Raw genomic sequence first — 21,324 nt, 5'->3', positions numbered from 1 at the left:
GTCGATGTCCCACTCCCGGTTCCGGCGAGGCGCCGTGCGCGCACTCGCGGCGACCGCAGCACTGTTCACGTTGGCCTCGGGAGTGGCGGGATGTGCCGGCTCGTCGGACACCGCCACCACCGAGGACGGGAAGACGGTCCTGCGATACCAGGGGTGGGCCGGAGACGTGGGTTTCCACGAACTCGCCGAGGACCTGGGGTACTACGACAAGGTCACACTCGAATGGGTCGGCGACACGACCAGCGGCCCGCAGGACATCCAGTCGGCGGCCACCGGTGACGTCGAATTCGGTTCGGCCTTCAACGGAGCCGTCGTCAAACTCAACGCCGCGGGGGCGCCGATCACGTCGGTGCTGAGTTCCTACGGCGCGGATGCCGGCGAGTTCACCGGATACTTCGTGCTGGACGGCAGCCCCATTCGCTCGGCGCGTGACCTGATCGGCAAGAAGGTCGGGATGAACACGCTCGGCGCGCACCACGAGTTCCTCGTCCGGGAGTGGCTGGCCCAGCAGGGCCTGTCCCCGGACGAGATCAATCAGGTGGAACTGATCGTCGTTCCGCCGGTGAACAACGAACAGGCGCTACGCGAAGGCCAGATCGACGTGGCCGCCATCAACGGCATCTACCGTGAAACAGCCCAGGAGCGTGGCGGAATCCGGCCGCTGTTCACGGACCGGGATCTCTTCGGCGCGTTCAGCTACGGCACATACGTGGTGCGGGACGACTTCCTGGCCAAGAACGAGGACGCCGTCGCGGACTTCGTGCAGGGCACGGCCCGGGCCATCCGCTGGACCCAGGTGACCCCGCGCGAGGAGGTGGTCGCACGGCTGAAGAACATCATCGACAGGCGTGGCCGCAACGAGAGCGACGAGGCCATCGACTACTGGCGCAGCTCCGGAATTCCCATCGCCGGGGCCGTGATCCAGGAGAAGGAGCTGCAGACCTGGATCGACTGGCTCGTCCGGAACGGTGAGCTCGACGAGGGCAAGCTGACCGCGACCGACCTGTACACCAACGAATTCAACCCGTACGCCAACGGCACGTTCCCCGCCGAGAGCGGGCCCGACGGAGAAGTACTGGAAGGACAGAAATGAGCACCACCGCCTCGAATCCCGACCGGGTTCAGACGCCCAAGCTCCGCCTCGAGCACGTCACCAAGCAGTTCGACGTGCGCGGGTCGAAGGACAAGTTCACCGCGATCGAAGACATCGACATCGATCTCGCGGACGGCGAATTCCTCGTCCTCGTGGGGCCGAGCGGTTGCGGGAAGTCCACGCTGCTCGACCTGCTCGGCGGGCTCAGCACCCCCACGTCCGGCCGGATCCTGCTCGACGGGCAGCCGGTGACCGGGCCGGGTCTCGACCGCGGCATCGTCTTCCAGCAGTACGCGCTCCTGCCGTGGCGGACGGCACGGCACAACATCGAGTTCGGGCTCGAGGCCAAGGGACTGCCCAGGAAGGAACGGCGCGAACTCGCCGAGCACTACCTCGAACTCGTCGGCCTGAAGGGATTCGGCGACCGCTACCCGCACGAACTGTCGGGTGGTATGAAGCAGCGCGTCGCGATCGCCCGGAGCCTGGCGTTCGACCCCGAGGTGCTGCTGATGGACGAGCCGTTCGCCGCGCTCGACGCGCAGACCCGCGAGTCGCTGCAGGACGAACTGCTGCGCATCTGGAAGGCCACCGGCAAGACCATTCTGTTCATCACCCACGGCATCGACGAGGCCATCTACCTCGGGCAGCGGGTCGCCGTCCTGACGTCACGCCCCGGCCGGGTGAAGACGTTCGTGGACATCGACATCGACCGCAGCGGCGAGGACGTCCGGTCCAACGAGCAGTTCCGGCACTACCGACACCGCATCTGGACGCTGCTGCACGGCGAAGTGGAGCGTGCACAGGTAATCGAGAAGGAGGAAGCACATGTCTAGCGCACTCGCGACACCGGAAGTTCCCGTCGCCGCCGATCCGACCCGGACCGCGGCTCCGACGCCCGCTTCCACCCCGCCCGAGCCGGGTGCCGTCCAGCGTGCCGGCGCGGCGCTGCGTCCGCTCGCGTGGCGGATCCTGAAGCCGTCCGTCGCGATCGTCGCGTTCTTGGCGCTGTGGGAGATCGCACCCCGCGTCGGTCTCGTCGACGAAGTGTTCCTGCCCCCGTTCAGCACGGTGATCGAGGCGTTCTTCGACCTGCTCCAGAGCGGTGAGCTGTGGCAGCACGTGTCCGCCAGCCTCTCTCGCGCGTTGATCGGTTTCTTCGTGGCCGTCGTGATCGCGATCCCGCTGGGCATCGCCATCGCCTGGTACCGGCCCGTGTCGGACTTCCTGAACCCGATCCTGGAGCTGTTCCGCAACACGGCGGCGCTGGCACTGCTCCCCGTGTTCATCCTGATCCTCGGCATCGGTGAGGAGTCCAAGATCGCCCTGGTGATCTACGCGTGCACCTTCCCGATCCTGCTGAACACGATCTCCGGTGTCCGCACCGTCGACCCGCTGCTGATCAAGTCGGCGTCCTCGCTGGGACTGTCGCCGGTGCGCCTGTTCCAGAAGGTGGTGCTGCCCGCCGCTGTTCCCACCATCTTCACCGGAATCCGCATGGCCGCCGCGTCGTCGATCCTCGTGCTGATCGCCGCCGAGATGGTCGGGGCCAAGGCCGGGCTCGGCTACCTGATCACGGCCTCCCAGTTCAACTTCCAGATCCCCAACATGTACGCGGGCATCGTCGCCATCTCGGTTCTCGGCCTGACGATCAACGCCGTTCTCGTACTGATCGAACGCAGGCTGTCCCGCTGGCGGGTCTAGTCCTTACCGGAAAAGAAAACCTACATGTCACAGGATTCACAGTTCCACCTCAACGCGTTTCTCATGGGCGTGGGACATCACGAGGCGGCGTGGCGCCACCCCCGCACCGAGGCGCACCGCGTTCTGGACGTCGCGCACTTCCAGGAACTCGGCCGGATCGCGGAGCGCGGCAAGCTCGATTCGGTGTTCTTCGCCGACGGTCTCGCCGTCGGACCGCGGATCAAGCACAACACGCAGGCGATCTTCGAACCCGTCACGCTGCTCTCGGCGATCGCCGTCGCCACCGAACACGTCGGGCTGATCGCCACGGCGTCCACGAGCTACTCCGACCCGTACACTCTGGCCCGCAGGTTCACGTCGCTCGACCACATCAGCAGCGGCCGGGCCGGGTGGAACATCGTGACCTCGGCAGGCGCGGACGAGGCGGCCAACTTCGGCGTCGACGGCATCCCCGCGCACAGCGGACGGTACGAGCGCGCAGAGGAATTCGTCGACGTCACGCTGGCCCTGTGGGACAGCTGGGAGGACGGCGCGGTGGTGCTGAACCCGGAGACGGGCGTGTTCGCCGACCCCGACAAGGTCCACACCATCGACCACGACGGACCGCGGTTCCGGATCAAGGGCCCGCTCAACTCGCCGAGATCCGCTCAGGGGCGGCCGCTGCTGGTGCAGGCCGGATCGTCGGAGAGCGGCAAGGAGTTCGCGGCGCGGTACGCCGAGGCGGTGTTCACCGCGCAGCGCACCCTCGAGCAGGGGCAGGAGTTCTACCGCGATCTCAAGGCGCGGGTCGTGAAGCACGGCCGCACTGCCGGCGACCTGAAAGTGCTGCCCGGCATCGTGCCGTTCATCGCCGACACCGAGGAGGAGGCGAAGGCGCTCGAGCAGTCGTTCACCGATCTGATCTCGCCCGAGTACTCGCTGCGGCAGCTGTCGACGATGCTCGGTGTCGATCTCACGAAGCATTCCCTCGACGCGCCGCTGCCGCCGCTTCCCCCGCTCGACGAGATCCAGGGCAACAAGAGCCGGTACCAGCTGGTGAAGGATCTCGCGGCGGACGGATCGCTCACCGTCCGGCAGCTGATCGGGCTGCTCGGCGGCGGACGCGGGCACCGCACGTTCGCCGGCACTCCGGAACAGGTGGCGGACGAACTGCAGACGTGGTTCGAGCAGGGCGCGGCCGACGGTTTCAACATCATGCCGCCGTACCTGCCCGGCGGACTCGACGACTTCGTCGACCGGGTCGTCCCGATCCTGCAGCAGCGGGGACTGTTCCGCACGGAGTACACGGCGACCACCCTGCGTGGTCACTACGGTCTCGCGGACGTCGACAACCGGTTCGCGGGTGCGGTCGACGAAGCGAGCGCATGAGCGGCGAGACCGGTCTGAAGCCTCTCGTCACCACCGTCTTCGTCCCAGCAGCGATCTTCGGCATCGGCCAGGGGGCCGCCGCCCCGGTCATGGCGCTGACGGCCCGCGAACTGGGTGCGTCGGTTGCCGTGTCCGGGCTGATCGTCGCGGTCGTCGGGCTCGGCGCCGTCCTCGGCGACCTGCCCGCGGGCCGGATCGTGGCGAGGTTCGGGGAGCGGCGGTCCATCATCGGCGGCAGTGCCGTCGGCGCCACCGGAGTGCTGGTCTGTCTCCTCGCGCAGTCACCCTGGATGCTCGGTGTGGGCGCACTGCTGACCGGGCTCGCGAACGCCGTGTGGGGGCTGGCCCGCCAGAGCTATCTGGCCGATGCCGTGCCGATCGGGTTGCGGGCCCGGGCGATGTCGTCGTTCGCGGCGATGTGGCGGCTCGGCTTCTTCGTGGGCCCGCTGCTTGGTGCCGCCGTGATCCTGGTGGTCGGCGCGCGGGGCGGGTTCATGGTGCAGTTCGTCGGCGTCGTGCTGTCCGGGTGGCTGATGTCGCGGGTCCCCGACCCGCCGCGCCGCAGTGCAGCCGCCGTGGGCGGGCACGCGACGCTGCCGTCGATCCTGCGTCGCCACCGGAAACTGCTGGCCACACTCGGAGCCGGGTCGCTCATGATGGGCGCGGCCCGCGCCTCCCGGGAGGCGGTGCTCCCGCTGTGGGCCGCCCACCTCGGACTCGACGCCGCCCAGGTCAGCCTCGTCTTCGGTGTCGGTGCCGCCGTGGACCTGCTGTGCTCGTATCCGGCCGGACATTTCATGGACCGCTACGGCCGGAGGTTCATCGCGGTGCCGTCGCTGCTGGTGATCGGCGCGTCCTACCTGGCGTTGCCGTTCTCGCACGACCTGTGGTCGATCGGGACCGTCGCCGTCGTGATGGGAATCGGCAACGGCCTCGGCAACGGCGTCATCATGACGCTCGGCGCCGACATCGCGCCACCGGCCACCCGCGCCGAATTCCTCGCAGCGTGGCGGCTCACCCACGACACCGGGATGTTCGCAGGACCGTTCGGGGTCGGCGCGCTCGCCGCGGTGGTCCCGCTCGGCGCCGCCGTCGCCGCGATCGGGGGAGCGGCGCTGGTCGGCGCCGGACTCCTGTTCCGGTTCATCCCGATCTATTCCCCCTGGCCACCGCCGCCCGCGGCGGAGCCGGATTCCTCACCGCTCGAAAAACAGGAAGCATAGGTACATTCGTTTCATGCGCTTCGGATTGTTCGTTCCTCAAGGTTGGCGTCTGGATCTCGTCGGAATCGATCCCGCGGATCAATGGTCGGTGATGCGCGACTTCGCGTTGCGCGCCGACCAGGGTTCCTCCTGGGATTCACTGTGGGTCTACGACCACTTCCACACCGTCCCGGCACCGACCGAGGAGGCCACGCACGAGGCGTGGACCCTCATGTCCGCGTTCGCGGCCGTCACGTCGCGGGTGCGTCTCGGCCAGATGTGTACGGCGATGAGCTACCGCAACCCCGCCTACCTCGCCAAGGTCGCCGCCACCACCGACCTCATCTCCGGCGGACGCATCGAGATGGGCATCGGCGGCGGCTGGTACGAGCACGAATGGCAGGCATACGGGTACGGATTCCCCTCCGCTGGTACGCGTCTCGGCCGCCTCGACGAGGGCGTGCAGATCATGCGCCAGGCCTGGACCAGCGGCACCGCGACCCTCGAAGGCAAGCACTACCAGGTCGACGGCGCCATCGTCCGCCCACTTCCGCTGCAGGACGGCGGTATTCCGCTGTGGATCGCGGGCGGCGGCGAGAAGGTGACGTTGAAGATCGCGGCAAAGTACGCGCAATACACCAACTTCGACGGCACACCCGACGGATTCGCGCAGAAGTCCGAGATCCTGCGCAAGCACTGCGACACCGTCGGCACCGACTTCGACGCCATCACCCGCTCGGCCAACTACAACGTCGCGATCGGCACCACCGAGGCGGAGGTCGAGCAGCGGTTGCTCACCCTGAAGGACCGGCTCACCCCCCACGTCGGCGCCGACGCCGCCGAGGGTGCGCTCGGAGCATTCCGCGGCATGCCCGGCGTGGGAACGCCGGAACAGATCGTCGAGAAACTGTCGGCGCTGAAGGAACTCGGCATGTCCTACGGCATCTTCTACTTCCCCGAAGCCGCCTACGACACCTCGGGCATCGAACTGTTCGAGAAGGAGGTCCTGCCGGCGCTGCGCTGAGGGCCGGCCCGTCGGCCGGACGTGCTGATGGCCGGCCCGTCGGCCGGACGTGTTGATCAGCAGACCGCCGCACCGGGCATAGAGTGGCGGGCATGCTCGTCGTCACCCTCGCCGCCGACAACGTGTGGCTGAGCCCGCCGGTCGTCACCGACATCGATGCGATCTGCTCGGCGTGCGGCGACGCGTCGATCGCCGAGTGGACGACGATGCCCGCCCCGTACGCACGCTCGGACGCCGAGCAGTTCGTCCGGCAGACGGTGCCGACCGGCTGGGCCGACCGCAGCCCCACCTGGGCGCTGCGCGAACGCGAGAACGGCCCGGTGCTGGGGATGATCGGCCTGATGGCGCGGGACATGACGGCAGCGGAGATCGGGTACTGGCTGTCACCGTCCGCCCGCTCGCGGGGACTGATGACGACGGCGGTGAACCTGGTGTGCGATTTCGCGTTTCGGACGGACGGGATGGGCCTCGAACGCATCGAATGGCGCGCGTTCGTCGGCAACCTGGATTCGGCGGCCGTCGCCCGCCGGGTGGGCTTCCGGTTCGAGGGACTCCAGCGCGCAGGACTGGTGCAGCGCGGCGTCCGGCGCGATTCGTGGGCGGCCGCCCTGCTGGCCGGCGACCCGCGGCAGCCGGCCGAGGGCTGGCCCGGCTAGCGGCCGGTCAGCGCAAACTCTCCGGAAGGTCGTGCTCGGACACCGTGACCCGCTGGTCGGGGCTGGTCCGGATCTGCTCCGACTCGGCGATCCGGCTCTGCAGGAAATCCCACTCGACCTGATCGATCGCGTCCTCCGCGCGGGACCGCACGGCCGCGTCGCGGGTGCCCCACGCGATCGGCATCGGGCTGACCATCTCCCAGGTGTCGGACATGCTGTGCGTGCTGCGGTCGTTCAGCAGTGCGACGGACGGCACTCGGTCACCCACCCGCTGCTTCTGGCCGGTGCGGATCGGAACGTTGCGGGTGACGAGCGCGTACGACGGGTGGACCGCGGACGGCTTCGCGACGTCGATCAGCGACAGCAGGGTCAGCGCGCGGGGGTGGACCTCCGAGACGACAGCGGGCACCAGCGGGCTCTTCGCGTACAGGTCCTCGATGCTGCCGACCTTCTTCGGCACCCAGAACGCCACCCACACGGACGTCAGCGCGGCGATCGCCACGACGGCCCCCAGGATGATCGACCAGGGGTGGGCGAGCAGGATCAGACCGACAGCGGCGGCCGCGAACAGCAGCGCCACCACGATCGCCGACACCTGCAGGCGTCGCATGTCGGCGAACGTCTGATTGACGGACTTCGCGTAGGGCCGGTCGACGGTGAACTCGAAATGTCGCACGGCCCCAGCTTAGAGGCCCGGCTCCGGCGGCAGGCGGTTACCCGATGGCCGGGCCCAGCAGGTCGTCGGCGTCGGTGATCCGGTACGCGTAACCCTGCTCGGCGAGGAACCGCTGCCGGTGGGCGGCGTACTCGGCGTCGAGCGTGTCCCGCGCCACCACCGAGTAGAAGTGGGCCTGGCCGCCGTCGTGCTTCGGTCGCAGCAGGCGGCCCAGCCGCTGAGCCTCCTCTTGACGGGACCCGAACGTACCCGAAACCTGCACGGCGACAGACGCTTCCGGAAGGTCGATCGAGAAGTTCGCGACCTTGCTGACGACCAGCGTCTGGATTTCGCCCGCCCGGAAACGGTCGAACAGTTCCTCCCGCTCCTTGTTCTTGGTCGACCCCTTGATGACCGGGGCGTTCAACGCCTCACCCAGTTCGTCGAGCTGGTCGAGGTACGCGCCGATGATCAACGTCGGTGCGTCGGTGTGCCGCTCCAGGATCGACTTCACCACCGCGATCTTGGTGTGCGCCGTGGAACACAGCTTGTACCGCTCGTCCGGTTCGGCGACGGCGTAGGACATCCGTTCGGCGTCCGTCAGTGTCACCCGCACCTCGACGCAGTCGGCGGGAGCGATCCACCCCTGCGCCTCGATGTCCTTCCACGGCGCGTCGTACCGCTTCGGCCCGATCAGCGAGAACACGTCGCCCTCACGGCCGTCCTCACGCACCAGGGTGGCGGTGAGGCCGAGGCGCCGGCGGGACTGCAGGTCGGCGGTCATGCGGAACACCGGGGCGGGCAGCAGGTGCACCTCGTCGTAGATCACGAGACCCCAGTCGCGGGAATCGAAGAGTTCCAGATGCTTGTATTCGCCCTTCGTGCGCCGGGTGATCACCTGGTACGTGGCGATCGTGACGGGGCGGATCTCCTTGCGCTCGCCGGAGTACTCGCCGATCTCCTCCTCGGTGAGTGACGTGCGCGCGATCAGCTCACGCTTCCACTGCCGTCCCGCGACCGTGTTCGTCACCAGGATCAGCGTGGTGGCCTTCGCCTTGGCCATCGCCGCCGCACCGACCATCGTCTTGCCCGCACCACAGGGCAGGACGACGACGCCGGACCCGCCGGCCCAGAACGAGTCGGCGGCCATCTCCTGATAGTCGCGCAGGTGCCACTGGCCGTCCGCGGACCCGGGGGAGGTGCCGTCGAAGTCCAGATCGATGGCGTGCGCCTCGCCGTCGACGTATCCGGCGAGGTCCTCCGCCGGCCAGCCGACCTTGAGCAGCAACTGCTTGAGGCGGCCGCGCTCGCTCGGGTGCACCACCACCGTGTCGTCGTCGACGCGGGCGCCGAGCATCGGGGCGATCTTCTTGTGCCGGGTCACCTCGGTGAGGACCGCGCGGTCCAGGCTGACCAGCGTCAGACCGTGGGCCGGGTTCTTCACCAGCTGCAGGCGCCCGTACCGGGCCATCGTGTCGACGATGTCGACCAGCAGCGGCTGCGGCACCGCGTACCGGGAGAAGTTGACGAGGGCATCGACCACCTGCTCGGCATCGTGCCCGGCGGCGCGCGCGTTCCACAGCGCCAGCGGGGTGATGCGGTACGTGTGGACGTGTTCGGGCGCGCGCTCGAGTTCCGCGAACGGCGCGATCGCCTGGCGGGCGTCGTTCGCGCGTTCGTGATCGACCTCCAACAGCAGGGTCTTGTCGGATTGGACGATCAACGGTCCGTCGGTCACGGAAGCCTCCTCGAAAATGCGGTGCCGGATGTAGCCAGCCTGTCCATTGTCCTGATCCGGGCGGCGGCGCGCCACGTCGCGGCCCCCGGCAGGGCCGATACCTGCACATCCGGGGCGGTCGGGGCCTAAATTGAGGGGCAGCCGGATGGATCGACCCAGAGACGAGGCTCGCGATGACCCAGCCCCCCGACGACCCGAACCGCCCCGATCCGAGCGTCCCCGGCGAACCGCCGAACAACCCGCAGCAACCGTACCCGCAGGGTGGGCCGCAGCAGCCGTACCAGCAGGGTCAGTACCCGCAGCAGCCCTACCAACAGGGTCAGTACGCCCAGCAGCCCGGCCAGTATCCGCCGGGCCAGTACGGGCAGCAGCCCGGCCAGTACCCGCCCGGTCAGTACCCACCGCAGCCGAAGAAGTCGCGGAAAGGGTTGTTCATCACTCTCGGCGTCCTCGCCGTCGTGATCCTCGCCGCCGTCGCCGCGTTCGGTGTGTACGCGGTGAAGAGCGCCGACGAGAACGCCCTCGATGTCGGCGACTGCCTGTTCTTCGAGTCCGCGTCGACCACCGCGGCCGACACCTCGCACGAGAAGCGGGACTGCTCCGACAGCGAGGCCACGTACGAGGTGGCGCAGAAGAACGACGGCGACGTCCAGTGCGGGGAGGACTACTTCTCCTACACCCTCGTCGGCGAGGACAAGGACGTGCAGACCACGCTGTGCCTCGTCCCGAACATGATCGAGGACTCCTGCTACCTGCTCGAGGACGACGGCCGGATCGTGCCGTCCGACTGCTCCGACATGCAGACCGTCAAGGTCGTGAGACGCGCGGACGGCCAGGACGACGAAACCCTGTGCAACGAGTTCGACACCGCCTTCCCCATCGCCTTCTCCGAACCCCAGCGCACCTACTGCATCGAGGTCAATCTGGGTGGCTAGCGCCCCGTGAGTACTTGTTGACCGCGGGACGTTGAGAAGTACTCACAGGGAGTTAAATTCACGGGAATCGAGTCCGTTGAACTGCACGTTCCCCTTCGCTAGCGTTCGAGGTCAGACCACATCACTGCGCGCGGCGAAGGGGGAACGATGGCGCGAACGCAGCCCGTCACCCGGCGCGGCGCCGGACGTTCCGGCGCCAGCGCGGGCACGGTGCTGCGCACGGTCCTCGACAGCGGGCCGATCGCACGCAGCACCATCGCCCGCGTCACCGGGCTCTCACCCGCGACGGTGACCACGGCCAGCGCGCAGCTCGTCGACCACGGCCTGCTGCGGGAACTGCCGGAGATCGCGGGCCCAACCGGACTGGGACGGCCACACGTGCCGGTGGACGTCGACGACAGCCGGTACGTCGTCTACGGCATCCATCTGGCCATCACGCACGTGACCACCGCGTTGCTCGACCTGCGCGGGCGGGTGCTGGCACGGTCCCGCGATCCGCACTACGGGCTGGGACCGGCCGAGATCCTGCGGAACGCCGTGACGACCCTGGAGGGGCTGGCCGTCCAGCACGGTGAGTCTTCGGTTCCGATCGGTGTCGGTTTCGCGGCGGGCGGCTGGATCGACTCCGAATCGGGTGTGGTGCGCGAGCATCCGATCCCGGGATGGAACGGGTACCCGGTCCGCGCGGATCTCGAGCACCGCACGGGTCTGGACGTCCGGATGGATTCGCACGCGCGCGCTCTCATCGACGCGGAGGTGTTGTTCGGGGAGCCGAGGGCGCGGGAGAGTGTGGTGCAACTCTTCGTCGGGAACGTGGTGGACGCCGCGTTCGCGACCGGCGGCGTGGTCCACCACGGCCCTCGCGCGGCGGCGGGCGCGGTGGCGCACGTGCCCGTCGAGAACAGTGTCGAGGAGTGCGCCTGCGGGCGCACCGGATGTGTGCAGGCCACCCTGTCGGATCTGGTGCTCGTGCGCAGGGCGATGGAGCTGGGCATCATCGAGCGGCCGATCTTCCGCGACCTTCTCGACGCGGGCCGTAACAGGCACCCGGAGGCGCTGGCACTGTTCACGGAACGCGCGCACGGCGTCGGGGTGGTGGCGGCGCGTCTGCTGGATCTGTTCAATCCGGAGGTCCTCATCGTCTGCGACCAGAGTGTGAGCGGGATTCCCGGGTGTCTGGACACGGTCCGGCGTGCGGTCGCGGAGTCGTCGGCGACGTGTGACGATCCGTCGTGGTCCGTGCTGTCCACCAGCTTTCCGGGACGGGCGCTGCCGGTGTCCGCCGGTGCCGTGATCCTCGCGGAGCTCTACCGCGCGCCGCTCACCAGCTTCGTGCGCCCACTGGCCGGAATTTCGTGACGTGTATCACAGCATCGGAGTTAATTCGGTGGGAAGCAATGTTGACGGGGATTGCGCTGGATCGCAAGGATATTGGTGTGAACACCTCTACGGCGGACAGCGTGCGTACCACCTCGTGTCGCCCCGGGTCCTGTTGTCGCCGCACGCGATGGGGTCGCGTCTGACGTTTCCGGCCTGACGCCGCGGACGCCCCGAAACACCGTTCCGTTCTTCCTTTCTCGCTCCTGCACGGCACCCGACCTTCTGCGTCCGGGGTGCCCATCGGAGACCACATCCTTCGAAGGATCAATCATGTCCAGTTCACTCGTGTCTTCCGCCGGGTACCGGCGCCTCACGCGCGCCGCCTTCGCCGGCGTCGTGGCGCTCGGGCTCGCGTCCTGCTCCTCCGGTTCCTCCGGCGGGCTCGCGCTCGATGATGCTGTGCCCGATCAGGTTCCGGAGGGAACCTCGCTCAGTGTGTCGATCAAGACCACCCGGCTGCAGCTCGAGGCGACCGACCAGATCGCCGATCTCCCGTTCACCGTGTCGGACTGGCCGGACGTCAGTGCCGGTCCCGACGTGATCCAGGCCTTCCGCGGCAACGCGGTCGACCTGGCCACCAACGCCGCGATCCCGCCGATCCAGGCGCACGCCACGGGGCTGGACGCGAAGATCGTCGCGGTCCGGGAGAAGGAACAGCCGCAGTACGTGCTGGCCACCGCCCCCGGCTCGGACATCGCGGCACTGCCGGACCTGCGGGGCAAGAAGATCGCGTTCTCGCCCGGGCAGGCGCAGGGTGTGGTGATCCTGCGAACGCTGAAGGCGCAGGGCCTGACCACGAAAGACGTCCAGCTCGTCGAGCTGCCCAGCCCGCAGTTCCTCACCGCGCTGCAGTCGAAGCAGGTGGACGTCGCGCCGCTGTCGGAGCCGACGGTGACGAAGTACCTGAACCAGTACGGTCCGGACGGAGCGAAGGCGTTGCAGACCGACGCCGTGGACGCGCTCACCGTGCTCTGGGCGCCGGTGGAGGTCCTGCAGGATCCGGCCAAGGCTGCGGCGATCAAGGCGTTCATTCCGTTCTGGGCGCGCGGGGAGATCTGGGCGTGGGAGAACCAGGACGCGTGGATCCAGAAGTACTACGTGGAGAGCGAACAGGTGTCGGCCGAGGACGGCAAGCGCATCGTCGCCTCCGTCGGGCAGCGGCCGTCGTACCCGGTCAACTGGGACGCGGCCGTCGAGTGGACGCAGGACACCGTCCAATTGCTCTCCGACGCCGGGTACTTCAGCGAGTTCGACGCCAACGAGCTGTTCGACCGCCGATTCGAAAACATCGCCGCCGACGCCGTGCCGGCCGAGTACCGAGGCGGTGTGCAGCGATGACCAGTATTCTCTCCGCGCCCGCAGCAGCACCGGCGCGCACGACTGCCGCCGGTGCCGACAGGTCCGGGTCCGGCGCCGCCGAGCGGCCGATCCGGCGACTCGGCCTGCGCAAGGGTTTCCCGTTCTCCAGGCTGGCCGGGGTGCTGCTCCTCCTCGCGGTGTGGGCGGTGGGCAGCGTGGCGGGCCTCATCGACCCGCGGAAGCTGTCCGCGCCGTGGACGGTGGTGACCACGGCCGTCGACCTGATCTCCACCGGCATCCTGCAGGAGCACATCGCCGCGTCGTTGAGTCGCGCCGCCGTCGGGTTCGCGTTCGGCGTGGTGATCGGGACGGCGCTGGCCGTCGTCGCCGGACTGACGCGTTCCGGTGACGCCCTGATCGACGGGCCGATCCAGCTCAAACGGGCCATCCCGACGCTCGGCCTGATCCCGCTGCTGATCCTCTGGCTCGGCATCGGCGAGACGTTCAAGATCGTGATCATCGCGCTCGGTGTCGTCGTCCACATGTACATCCAGACCCACAACTCGCTGACGTCGATCGACAACCGGTACGTCGAACTCGCCGAGGTCCTCGGGCTGTCCCGGGCCACGTTCATCCGCAAGGTGGTGCTGCCGGGTGCGATGCCGGGATTCTTTCTCGGACTGCGTCTCTCGGTGACCGGTGCCTGGCTCACCCTCATCGTCGTCGAGGGAATCAACGCGGTGACCGGTCTGGGGAAGATGATGTACAACGCGCAGAACTACGGCCAGTCCGACGTGATTCTGGTGGGGCTCGCCGTCTACGGCATCTTCGGTCTGCTGTCCGACGCCGTCCTCCGCTACATCGAAAGGCGGTCGCTGTCATGGCGCAAGACGCTCGCAGGCTAGAACCCGCCGCCGTGCAGGTGCGGTCCCTCGTTCGCGGATTCGGCGACAAGACCGTCCTCGACCACCTGGACCTCGACATTCCCGAAGGCCAGTTCGTGGCCCTGCTCGGCAAGAGCGGGTCCGGCAAGAGCACACTGCTGCGCGCGCTCGCGGGCCTCGACTACGACGTCGAGGGCCGCGGCGGAACGCTCACCGTGCCCGCGGAAGTGTCGGTGGCTTTCCAGGACTCACGGCTGCTGCCGTGGCTGCGGGTGCTCGACAACGTGACGCTCGGGCTGGGCCGCACCGGCACGAGCAGGGGCGCCTCCGCCCTCGCGGAGGTGGGGCTCGCCGGCCGCGAGAAGGCATGGCCCAGTGAATTATCCGGCGGTGAACAGCAGCGGGTGGCGCTGGCGCGGGCGCTGGTCCGCGAGCCTCAGCTGTTCCTCGCGGACGAGCCGTTCGGCGCCCTCGACGCGCTGACCCGGATCAAGATGCACGCGCTGCTGCAGGAGTTGATCCGCCGCCACCGCCCGACCGTCCTGCTCGTCACCCACGACGTCGACGAGGCGATCGCGCTCGCCGACCGGGTGCTCGTCCTCGACCGCGGGCAGATCGTCGTCGACGAGATCGTCGACATTCCGAGGCCGAGAGCGCTCGGCGACAGCAAGTTCCACGAGTTTCGCAATACGCTGCTCGGCGCCCTCGGCGTCGAGGTAGCGGCACAGTGAGGAGTTACACCATGAGTTCGTCACCACAGCGCCGGCTGCATCTCAACGCATTCCTGATGGCGATCGGGCACCACGAGGCGTCCTGGCGCCTGCCCGAGAGCGACCCGAACGCCAACCTCGACATCAAGCACTACATCTCGCTGGCGCAGACTGCCGAGCGCGGAAAGTTCGACTCGGTGTTCCTCGCCGACAGCCCGGTGCTGTTCAGCAATCCGGAACGCAGGCCGAGCGGCAAGCTGGAGCCGACCATCATCCTCACTGCGATCTCCGCGGCCACCGAGAAGATCGGCCTGATCGCGACCGCGTCGACCAGTTACAACGAGCCGTACAACCTGGCGCGGCGGTTCGCGTCCCTCGACTTCGTCAGCAGCGGCCGCGCCGGCTGGAACATCGTCACCACCGCCGGCGCCGACGCCGCGCAGAACTTCGGGCTCGACGACACCCCCGCACACCGCAGCCGCTACGAGCGGGCCGCGGAATTCGTCGAGGTGTCCACCAAGTTGTGGGACAGCTGGGAGGACGACGCCATCGTCGCGGACAAGGACGTCGCGATCCACGCCGACTCCGCCAAGGTCCACGTCATCGAGCATGAGGGCCGGTTCTTCAAGGTGCGGGGACCGCTCAACGTGCCGCGGTCGCCGCAGGGATACCCGCTGCTCGTGCAGGCGGGATCGTCCGAGGACGGAAAGGATTTCGCCGCCCGCTACTCGGAGGCCATCTTCACCGCCCAGCCCACCCTGGACGAAGGGAAGGCGTTCTACGCCGACGTCAAGGACCGCGTCGCGGCAGTGGGAAGGGATCCGGAGCAGGTGCTGATCCTGCCCGGCATCGTGCCGGTCATCGCGGACACGGAGGAGGAGGCCCGTGAACTCGAGGCCGAGCTGGAGCGGCTGATCTCGCCGGAATACGCCCGGAAGCAGTTGGCGCAGCGGTTCAATCTCGAACCCGAGCAACTCCCGCTCGACGAGGAACTGCCCGACGACCTGCCGTCCGAGGACGAGATCGAGGGCGCGAAGAGCCGGTACACGCTGATCGTGGACCTCGCCCGCCGGGAGAAGCTCACCGTCAGGCAACTGATCGGGCGACTCGGTGGCGGTCGCGGTCACCGCACGTTCGCGGGCACCCCACTCCAGGTGGCCGACACTATCGAGCACTGGTTCCGCAACGGCGCCGCCGACGGGTTCAACATCATGCCCGCCGTCCTGCCGTCCGGGCTGGAGAAGTTCGTCGACTCCGTGGTCCCGATCCTGCAGGAACGCGGACTGTTCCGCACCGACTACACCGAGACCACGCTGCGGGGGCACTACGGTCTGCCGCGGCCCGCGAATCAGTTTGCGGTCGAGAAGGATTCCACGCTGGTGTCTGCGCAGTGACGACGGCAACTCCGGAGAACGCCGGCTGGCTGCGGTATCTGTTCGGTTACTGTCTGCGCCAGCGCCGCAATCTCGTTCTCGCGTACGGCGCGGCGGCGGTGGCGGCCGCGGCCACCGCCACCATCCCGCTGGCCGTCCGGCACGTGATCGACAACGCCGCGGTCGACACGAATCATTCGCTGGCGCCCTGGATCGCGGTGCTCGTCGTCCTCGCGGCCATCCGCTTCGCCGCCGCCTACACGCGGCGGTACCGCTCCGGGCAGCTGTCCCTCGGCGTGCAGTACGACCTGCGGGGCGACGCCTTCCGATCCCTGCTGCGGCTGGACGGCGTCAAACAGGACGGGCTGCAGACGGGGCAGGTGGTGAGCCGGTCGATCTCGGACATCACGCTGATCCAGATGCTCCTGCAGTTGCTGCCGCACATGGCGGGGAACCTGCTGATGTTCGTGATCTCGCTGGCCGTGATGGCCGTGCTGTCGCCGATCCTCACCCTCGTCGCCCTCGCCGTGCTGCCCGCGCTGTGGTTCATCTCCCTGCGCAGCCGCGTCGACCTGTTCCCCGCCAACTGGCATGCGCAGGAACAGGCGGCCGTCGTGGCGGGCGGGGTGGAAGCCGCCGTCACCGGGGTGCGCGTCGTCAAGGGATTCGGCCAGGAAGATCGCGAACTCGAAGACCTCGAGAAGCGGGCGGGTGAGCTGTTCCGGTCCCGGCTGCGCGTCGCGCGGCTGACCAGCCGGTACAACCCGGCACTGCAGGCGGTCCCGATGCTCGGGCAGGCCCTGGTGCTGGCCCTCGGTGGGTGGCTGGCTCTGCACGGCACACTGTCGCTGGGCACGTTCGTCGCCTTCACCACGTACCTGGCGGCGTTCGCTTCGCCCGTCCGTCAACTCGCCACCCTGCTGACCGTGAGCCAGCAGGGGCGCGCGAGCGTCGAACGCGTACGCGAGGTGATCGACAACGCGCCGGCCGTCACCACCGCGCCCGGCGCCGTGGACCTGCCGGACGGCCCCCTCGCGGTGGAATTCGACGACGTGGCTTTCGGCTACGACCCGTCGAACCGGCTGCTCGACGGACTGTCGCTGCGAATCGCACCCGGCGAAACCGTGGCGGTGGTCGGAGCCGCCGGATCGGGCAAATCGACTCTGGCCATGCTCGTTCCGCGGCTCTACGACGTCGATGCGGGTGCGGTCACCGTCGGGGGGATCGACACCCGCAGGCTGTCGCTCGAATCGCTGCGCTCCGCGCTCGGCGTCGTCTTCGAAGACAGCTACCTGATGTCCGAGACCATTCGCGCGAACGTCTCGTACGGCAGGCCGGACGTCGACGAGGCAACGGTGCGTGAGGCACTGCGCGTGGTGCAGGCGGAGGAATTCGTCGACGCGCTGCCGGACGGCCTCGACACCGTCGTGGGGGAGCAGGGGGTGACGTTGTCGGGTGGTCAGCGGCAGCGCATCGCCCTCGCCCGGGCACTGGTCACCGATCCGCGGATCCTGGTGCTCGACGACGCGACCTCGGCGGTCGACGCCCGGGTCGAGGCCGCCGTCCATCACGAACTGCGCGTCGCCACCCGGGAGCGGACCACATTGATCATCGCGCACCGCCGGTCGACGCTCGCCCTGGCCGACCGCATCGCCGTGCTGGCGGACGGCCGCATCGTCGACGTGGGGACGAGCGCCGAACTCGACGAACGCTGCCCGCTGTTCCGTGCGCTGCTGTCGAGTGCGGACGACGTCGCCGCCCCGGACCCGTCGCCGCCGCTGCCGGACGTCGACGGCGTCACCGCCGAGCTGTGGCGCCGGGAGGACGGTGACGAGGCGTCCGGGGTGTTCGACGCCAGGGCCGCAGCGGCTTTCGCGACCGCGGCGGCCGGTGCCAGCGGACCCTCGCGCGGCGGCGCGGCAGGGGGAATCCTGTCGTCGGCACCACCCGGACCCGACGTGATGGCCCGACTCGACGACCTGCCACCGCTCACCGGAGACCCGGACGTCGCCGCCGACGAGGCCCGGGCCGCCGACCCCGCGTTCGGGCTCGGCTCACTGCTGCGGCCCCTCCTGCTGCCGCTGGTCGCGGGACTGGTGCTGGTCGGATTGGACGCCGTCGCGCAGATCGCGGTGCCGGTCCTGGTCCGTACCGGCGTGGATCGGGGAGTGCTGCAGGGCGCCCGCGACCTGCTGCTGCTCGCGGCGGCCGCGACCGTGGTCGTGGTGCTGCTCGACTGGGCGGTCAACGTCGCCCAGACCCGGGTGACCGGACGTACCGGTGAACGGCTGCTGTACACGTTGCGGGTCAAGACGTTCGCACAACTGCAGCGGCTCGGTCTGCAGTACTACGAGCGGGAACTGGCCGGCCGGATCATGACCCGCATGACCACCGACGTCGACAGCCTGTCCAACTTCCTGCAGACGGGTCTGGCCACCGCGGTCGTCAGCGGGCTGACCATCTCCGGTGTGCTGGTGGCACTGCTGGTGATCGACGCGGAACTGGCCCTCGTGCTGGTACTCGTGGTGCCCGTCCTCGTCGCGGCCACCGTCGTGTTCCGCCGGAAGTCGGTGCCCGCCTACGCCGAGGCCCGCGACCGCGTCGGAATCGTCAACGCCTACCTGCAGGAGAACGTGACGAACATCCGCGTCACACAGGCATTTCGGCGCGAGGACTACAACGCGGCCCAGTTCGCCCGGCGGGCCTGGGACTTCCGGGAGTCGCGGCTCCGGGCCCAGCGATACATGGCGTTGTACTTCCCGTTCGTCGAATTCCTGTCCGTGGTCGCGACCGGGCTCGTGCTCGCGGCGGGGACCGCGCGGATCCACACCGGCACCCTCACCGTCGGCACACTGATCGCGTTCGTGCTGTACGTCGAACTGTTCTTCGCTCCCGTGCAACAGCTTTCGCAGGTGTTCGACGGCTACCAGCAGGCGGTCATCGGGCTGGGACGGCTGCGGGGGCTGATGCGGACGCCGACCACCACACCGCAGGCAGGCGAACCGATCGTCCTCGACCGCATCAGCGGTGGCATCGTGTTCGACGACGTCCACTTCGCGTACGAATCCGGCAAGGGTGAGGCGCTGCGAGGGGTGGAGCTTCACATCGAACCGGGCGAGACGATCGCCCTCGTCGGCCAGACCGGCGCGGGAAAGTCGACGGTGCTCAAGTTGCTCGCCCGCTTCTACGACCCCACCGCGGGGGCGGTGCGCGTCGACGGCATCGACACCCGCGCCCTGGACCTCGCGTCGTTCCGGCAGCGACTCGGCGTCGTCCCGCAGGAGCCGCACCTGTTCGGCGCCACCGTCCGCGACGCCGTCGCCTACGGGCGCCCCGACGCGACGGACGCGGAGGTCGAGGCCGCCAGCAGGGCCGTCGGCGCCCACGACATGGTGTCCGGGCTGGCCCTCGGATACCTGCAACCGATCGGGGAACACGGGCGCAACCTGTCCGCCGGACAACGCCAGTTGCTGGCACTGGCCCGCGCCGAACTGGTGGACCCCGACATCCTGCTGCTCGACGAGGCCACCGCCTCACTGGACCTGGCCACGGAGGACCGGGTGCGCCGCGCGACCGAGAACCTGTCCCGGCGGCGCACCACCGTCGTCGTGGCGCACCGGCTGAGCACCGCCGCGCGAGCCGACCGGGTGGTGGTCCTCGACGGCGGCCGGGTCGCGGAAGTCGGAACGCACGACGAGTTGCTGGACCGGGGCGGCGTCTACCGGGAACTCTGGGAGGCTTATGCGGCTTCGCCACCCGTGAGTACTTATTAACCGCGGGACGTTATGAAGTACTCACGGGGCGGAGGCCACGACCGGGGGATGCTCCGCCACGCAGAAGAGATTGCCCTCCGGGTCGGCCAGCGTCGTCCACTGCACGTGGGGGTGCTCGTCGAGGACGTCCCACCGGTGCGTTGCCCCGAGCGCCAGTAGCCGCTCGACCTCGCGTTGCCGTGAACCCCACGGAACGGTGAGGTCCAGGTGGATGGCTTGGCGCTCGGGACGGGCGCCGGTGAGCGGCTGGAAGAACATCGCGAACCCGTCCGGGTCGGCCGGTGGCAGATAGACGCTGTCACCGCCCGGGAGCGGCGTGGCACCGGTGACACCGGCCCAGAACGCGGCGAGCGCTGCGGGGTGCGCGGCCTCGAGATTGATTGCTCCGAGACTGATCTGATGTTTCTCCACGTCCGCGATACTAGGTGGTACCTGTGGGGCCCGCTCAGGCGCCGATCGACGCCTTCATCATCGGCAGCATCGCCCACAGCTGGTCCTGCCAGTAGCCCCAGCTGTGGGTTCCCGTCGCCGGGAAGTCGTAGTGCGCGGGGATTCCGAGGGTGTCGAGTCGCACCTGGAAGGCCCGGTTCTGGGCCAGCGCGATGGCCTCCAGACCCATGCCGGTGCCGACGTTGAAGACATCGATCGCGGACTGCGGCTGATCGTGCGGGCCGGGAAGGCCGGCGCCCGCCGAGATCCACATCGGAAGCCCGCGCATGAGGGGTGCCGCGACGAACGGGTCGTTCCGCAGCCAGGCGGGATCCCACGGCGGGCCCCACATGCAGTCGGCGTTGTAGCCGCCGGCGTCGAGCATCGCGATACGGATCGCCTCACGCATGCCCGGCGCCGACAGGTTCAGATACCCCGACATCGACCCGGCGAACGTGAACTGGTCGCGATGGTAGGCGGCGAGGATCAGCGACGCGTTGCCACCCATCGACAGTCCGGCGATGGCGTTGCTGGTGCGGCTGATGCCGTAATTGTTCGCCAGGAAGTCGGGCAGGTTCTGGGTGAGAAACGACTCCCACTTGTACGTGTACGGCTGGTTGTTGGTGTTGCTGGGTGCGTACCAGTCCGTGTAGAAACTGGACTGCCCGCCGACCGGCTCGACCACGGTGATCCCGTGATCGGACAGCCACGCGGCGTTGGTCTCGTGCTCCCAGCCGCTGACGTCGTCGGTCGCGCGGAGGCCGTCGAGGAGGTAGAGGGCCTTGTTGCTGCCGTTGTTCGCGAGCCACATGCGGATCTTGATCTGCCCGACCCCGCCGGGTGCGTCGACCCAGTGTTCGCGCAGCCGGCTGTACGGGTCCGCGGACGCCGTCCCGCCGCCGACGAGGACGAACGCGAGAGGCAGGACCACCACCGCAATCATCAGCCGGACGACGCCTCGTAACCAACCGTGTAACGGCTTCGTTGCTGTGACACTCATGGTTCTGCCTCCTGGTAAGTCGTCCCCGGCCAGGTACATACCAGCAACACGGTATTGCGCGGCCCGGAATTCCTCGGCGTTTGCGCAGAATCGTTATGCGACCT

The 21,324-nt window shown here is 68.7% G+C and carries 18 protein-coding genes; 14 read left to right on the top strand and 4 right to left on the bottom strand.

Annotated elements, in window-relative coordinates:
- Positions 1-4: 4 nt before the first annotated feature.
- From BLV94_RS20055 to BLV94_RS20025, 7 genes are all read left to right on the top strand, one after another.
- Positions 5-1,093, top strand: a complete 1,089-nt coding sequence (locus BLV94_RS20055) for an ABC transporter substrate-binding protein (protein WP_083395922.1) — start codon at positions 5-7, stop codon at positions 1,091-1,093.
- Positions 1,090-1,926, top strand: coding sequence for an ABC transporter ATP-binding protein (locus tag BLV94_RS20050; RefSeq protein ID WP_072944868.1), 837 nt, complete (start codon positions 1,090-1,092; stop codon positions 1,924-1,926). Before BLV94_RS20055 ends, BLV94_RS20050 begins: the two co-directional genes overlap by 4 nt.
- Positions 1,919-2,794 carry an ABC transporter permease gene (locus BLV94_RS20045; protein WP_072944866.1) on the top strand — a complete coding sequence of 292 codons (876 nt, stop codon included), beginning with the start codon at positions 1,919-1,921 and terminating at the stop codon, positions 2,792-2,794. The genes BLV94_RS20050 and BLV94_RS20045 overlap by 8 nt, the downstream gene beginning before the upstream one ends.
- 24 nt (positions 2,795-2,818) lie before the next feature.
- A complete protein-coding gene (locus tag BLV94_RS20040) occupies positions 2,819-4,162 on the top strand; it encodes an LLM class flavin-dependent oxidoreductase (RefSeq protein ID WP_072944864.1) in 1,344 nt (447 codons plus the stop codon).
- The gene (locus BLV94_RS20035; protein ID WP_072944862.1) at positions 4,159-5,385 is read left to right on the top strand and encodes an MFS transporter; all 1,227 of its coding nucleotides are present in this window, start codon (positions 4,159-4,161) and stop codon (positions 5,383-5,385) included. Before BLV94_RS20040 ends, BLV94_RS20035 begins: the two co-directional genes overlap by 4 nt.
- A gap of 13 nt (positions 5,386-5,398) precedes the next feature.
- Positions 5,399-6,388: an LLM class F420-dependent oxidoreductase gene (locus BLV94_RS20030; protein WP_072944860.1), complete on the top strand. Its 990-nt coding sequence runs from the start codon at positions 5,399-5,401 to the stop codon at positions 6,386-6,388.
- Between the two features lie 92 nt (positions 6,389-6,480).
- The gene (locus BLV94_RS20025) at positions 6,481-7,044 is read left to right on the top strand and encodes a GNAT family N-acetyltransferase (RefSeq protein WP_072944909.1); all 564 of its coding nucleotides are present in this window, start codon (positions 6,481-6,483) and stop codon (positions 7,042-7,044) included.
- Between the two features lie 7 nt (positions 7,045-7,051).
- On the opposite strand, the gene BLV94_RS20020 is transcribed toward BLV94_RS20025, so the two are convergent.
- Positions 7,052-7,720: a DUF3239 domain-containing protein gene (locus BLV94_RS20020; protein ID WP_072944858.1), complete on the bottom strand. Its 669-nt coding sequence runs from the start codon at positions 7,718-7,720 to the stop codon at positions 7,052-7,054.
- Between the two features lie 37 nt (positions 7,721-7,757).
- Positions 7,758-9,437: a DNA repair helicase XPB gene (locus tag BLV94_RS20015; RefSeq protein WP_005244182.1), complete on the bottom strand. Its 1,680-nt coding sequence runs from the start codon at positions 9,435-9,437 to the stop codon at positions 7,758-7,760.
- A 173-nt stretch (positions 9,438-9,610) separates the two neighbouring features.
- Between BLV94_RS20015 and BLV94_RS20010 the strand changes: the two genes are divergently transcribed.
- From BLV94_RS20010 to BLV94_RS19980, 7 genes are all read left to right on the top strand, one after another.
- Complete coding sequence (locus BLV94_RS20010; RefSeq protein WP_072944856.1) at positions 9,611-10,372, top strand: LppU/SCO3897 family protein; 762 nt, start codon at positions 9,611-9,613, stop codon at positions 10,370-10,372.
- Between the two features lie 147 nt (positions 10,373-10,519).
- Entirely contained in the window at positions 10,520-11,731 is a 1,212-nt protein-coding gene (locus BLV94_RS20005; RefSeq protein ID WP_072944854.1) for an ROK family transcriptional regulator, read from the top strand.
- 291 nt (positions 11,732-12,022) lie between these two features.
- Positions 12,023-13,090, top strand: coding sequence for a PhnD/SsuA/transferrin family substrate-binding protein (locus tag BLV94_RS20000; protein WP_072944852.1), 1,068 nt, complete (start codon positions 12,023-12,025; stop codon positions 13,088-13,090).
- Positions 13,087-13,956, top strand: a complete 870-nt coding sequence (locus BLV94_RS19995) for an ABC transporter permease (protein WP_072944850.1) — start codon at positions 13,087-13,089, stop codon at positions 13,954-13,956. Before BLV94_RS20000 ends, BLV94_RS19995 begins: the two co-directional genes overlap by 4 nt.
- Positions 13,932-14,666: an ABC transporter ATP-binding protein gene (locus BLV94_RS19990; protein ID WP_072944848.1), complete on the top strand. Its 735-nt coding sequence runs from the start codon at positions 13,932-13,934 to the stop codon at positions 14,664-14,666. The genes BLV94_RS19995 and BLV94_RS19990 overlap by 25 nt, the downstream gene beginning before the upstream one ends.
- 11 nt (positions 14,667-14,677) lie before the next feature.
- Entirely contained in the window at positions 14,678-16,039 is a 1,362-nt protein-coding gene (locus tag BLV94_RS19985) for an LLM class flavin-dependent oxidoreductase (RefSeq protein WP_072944846.1), read from the top strand.
- On the top strand, positions 16,036-19,791 hold the full coding sequence (locus BLV94_RS19980; RefSeq protein WP_072944844.1) for an ABC transporter ATP-binding protein: 3,756 nt from the start codon (positions 16,036-16,038) through the stop codon (positions 19,789-19,791). Before BLV94_RS19985 ends, BLV94_RS19980 begins: the two co-directional genes overlap by 4 nt.
- A gap of 21 nt (positions 19,792-19,812) precedes the next feature.
- Here the strand turns inward: BLV94_RS19980 and BLV94_RS19975 are convergent, their stop codons facing one another.
- Entirely contained in the window at positions 19,813-20,202 is a 390-nt protein-coding gene (locus BLV94_RS19975) for a VOC family protein (protein WP_072944843.1), read from the bottom strand.
- Between the two features lie 34 nt (positions 20,203-20,236).
- Positions 20,237-21,220, bottom strand: a complete 984-nt coding sequence (locus tag BLV94_RS19970; RefSeq protein WP_174705523.1) for an alpha/beta hydrolase — start codon at positions 21,218-21,220, stop codon at positions 20,237-20,239.
- Positions 21,221-21,324: the final 104 nt, after the last annotated feature.

The organism is Rhodococcus koreensis (assembly GCF_900105905.1).
GTDB classification, from domain to species: domain Bacteria; phylum Actinomycetota; class Actinomycetes; order Mycobacteriales; family Mycobacteriaceae; genus Rhodococcus_F; species Rhodococcus_F koreensis.
The sequence above is the reverse complement of the archived record's forward strand: the minus strand, read 5'-3'. Positions and strand labels throughout refer to the sequence as shown.

What these genes read in the sequence shown, in the direction of transcription:
- BLV94_RS20055 (WP_083395922.1), top strand. Translation starts at nt 5, where the DNA reads ATGTCCCACTCCCGGTTCCGGCGAGGCGCCGTGCGCGCACTCGCGGCG.
- BLV94_RS20050 (WP_072944868.1), top strand. Translation starts at nt 1,090, where the DNA reads ATGAGCACCACCGCCTCGAATCCCGACCGGGTTCAGACGCCCAAGCTC.
- BLV94_RS20045 (WP_072944866.1), top strand. Translation starts at nt 1,919, where the DNA reads ATGTCTAGCGCACTCGCGACACCGGAAGTTCCCGTCGCCGCCGATCCG.
- BLV94_RS20040 (WP_072944864.1), top strand. Translation starts at nt 2,819, where the DNA reads ATGTCACAGGATTCACAGTTCCACCTCAACGCGTTTCTCATGGGCGTG.
- BLV94_RS20035 (WP_072944862.1), top strand. Translation starts at nt 4,159, where the DNA reads ATGAGCGGCGAGACCGGTCTGAAGCCTCTCGTCACCACCGTCTTCGTC.
- BLV94_RS20030 (WP_072944860.1), top strand. Translation starts at nt 5,399, where the DNA reads ATGCGCTTCGGATTGTTCGTTCCTCAAGGTTGGCGTCTGGATCTCGTC.
- BLV94_RS20025 (WP_072944909.1), top strand. Translation starts at nt 6,481, where the DNA reads ATGCTCGTCGTCACCCTCGCCGCCGACAACGTGTGGCTGAGCCCGCCG.
- BLV94_RS20010 (WP_072944856.1), top strand. Translation starts at nt 9,611, where the DNA reads ATGACCCAGCCCCCCGACGACCCGAACCGCCCCGATCCGAGCGTCCCC.
- BLV94_RS20005 (WP_072944854.1), top strand. Translation starts at nt 10,520, where the DNA reads ATGGCGCGAACGCAGCCCGTCACCCGGCGCGGCGCCGGACGTTCCGGC.
- BLV94_RS20000 (WP_072944852.1), top strand. Translation starts at nt 12,023, where the DNA reads ATGTCCAGTTCACTCGTGTCTTCCGCCGGGTACCGGCGCCTCACGCGC.
- BLV94_RS19995 (WP_072944850.1), top strand. Translation starts at nt 13,087, where the DNA reads ATGACCAGTATTCTCTCCGCGCCCGCAGCAGCACCGGCGCGCACGACT.
- BLV94_RS19990 (WP_072944848.1), top strand. Translation starts at nt 13,932, where the DNA reads ATGGCGCAAGACGCTCGCAGGCTAGAACCCGCCGCCGTGCAGGTGCGG.
- BLV94_RS19985 (WP_072944846.1), top strand. Translation starts at nt 14,678, where the DNA reads ATGAGTTCGTCACCACAGCGCCGGCTGCATCTCAACGCATTCCTGATG.
- BLV94_RS19970 (WP_174705523.1), bottom strand. Translation starts at nt 21,220, where the DNA reads ATGAGTGTCACAGCAACGAAGCCGTTACACGGTTGGTTACGAGGCGTC.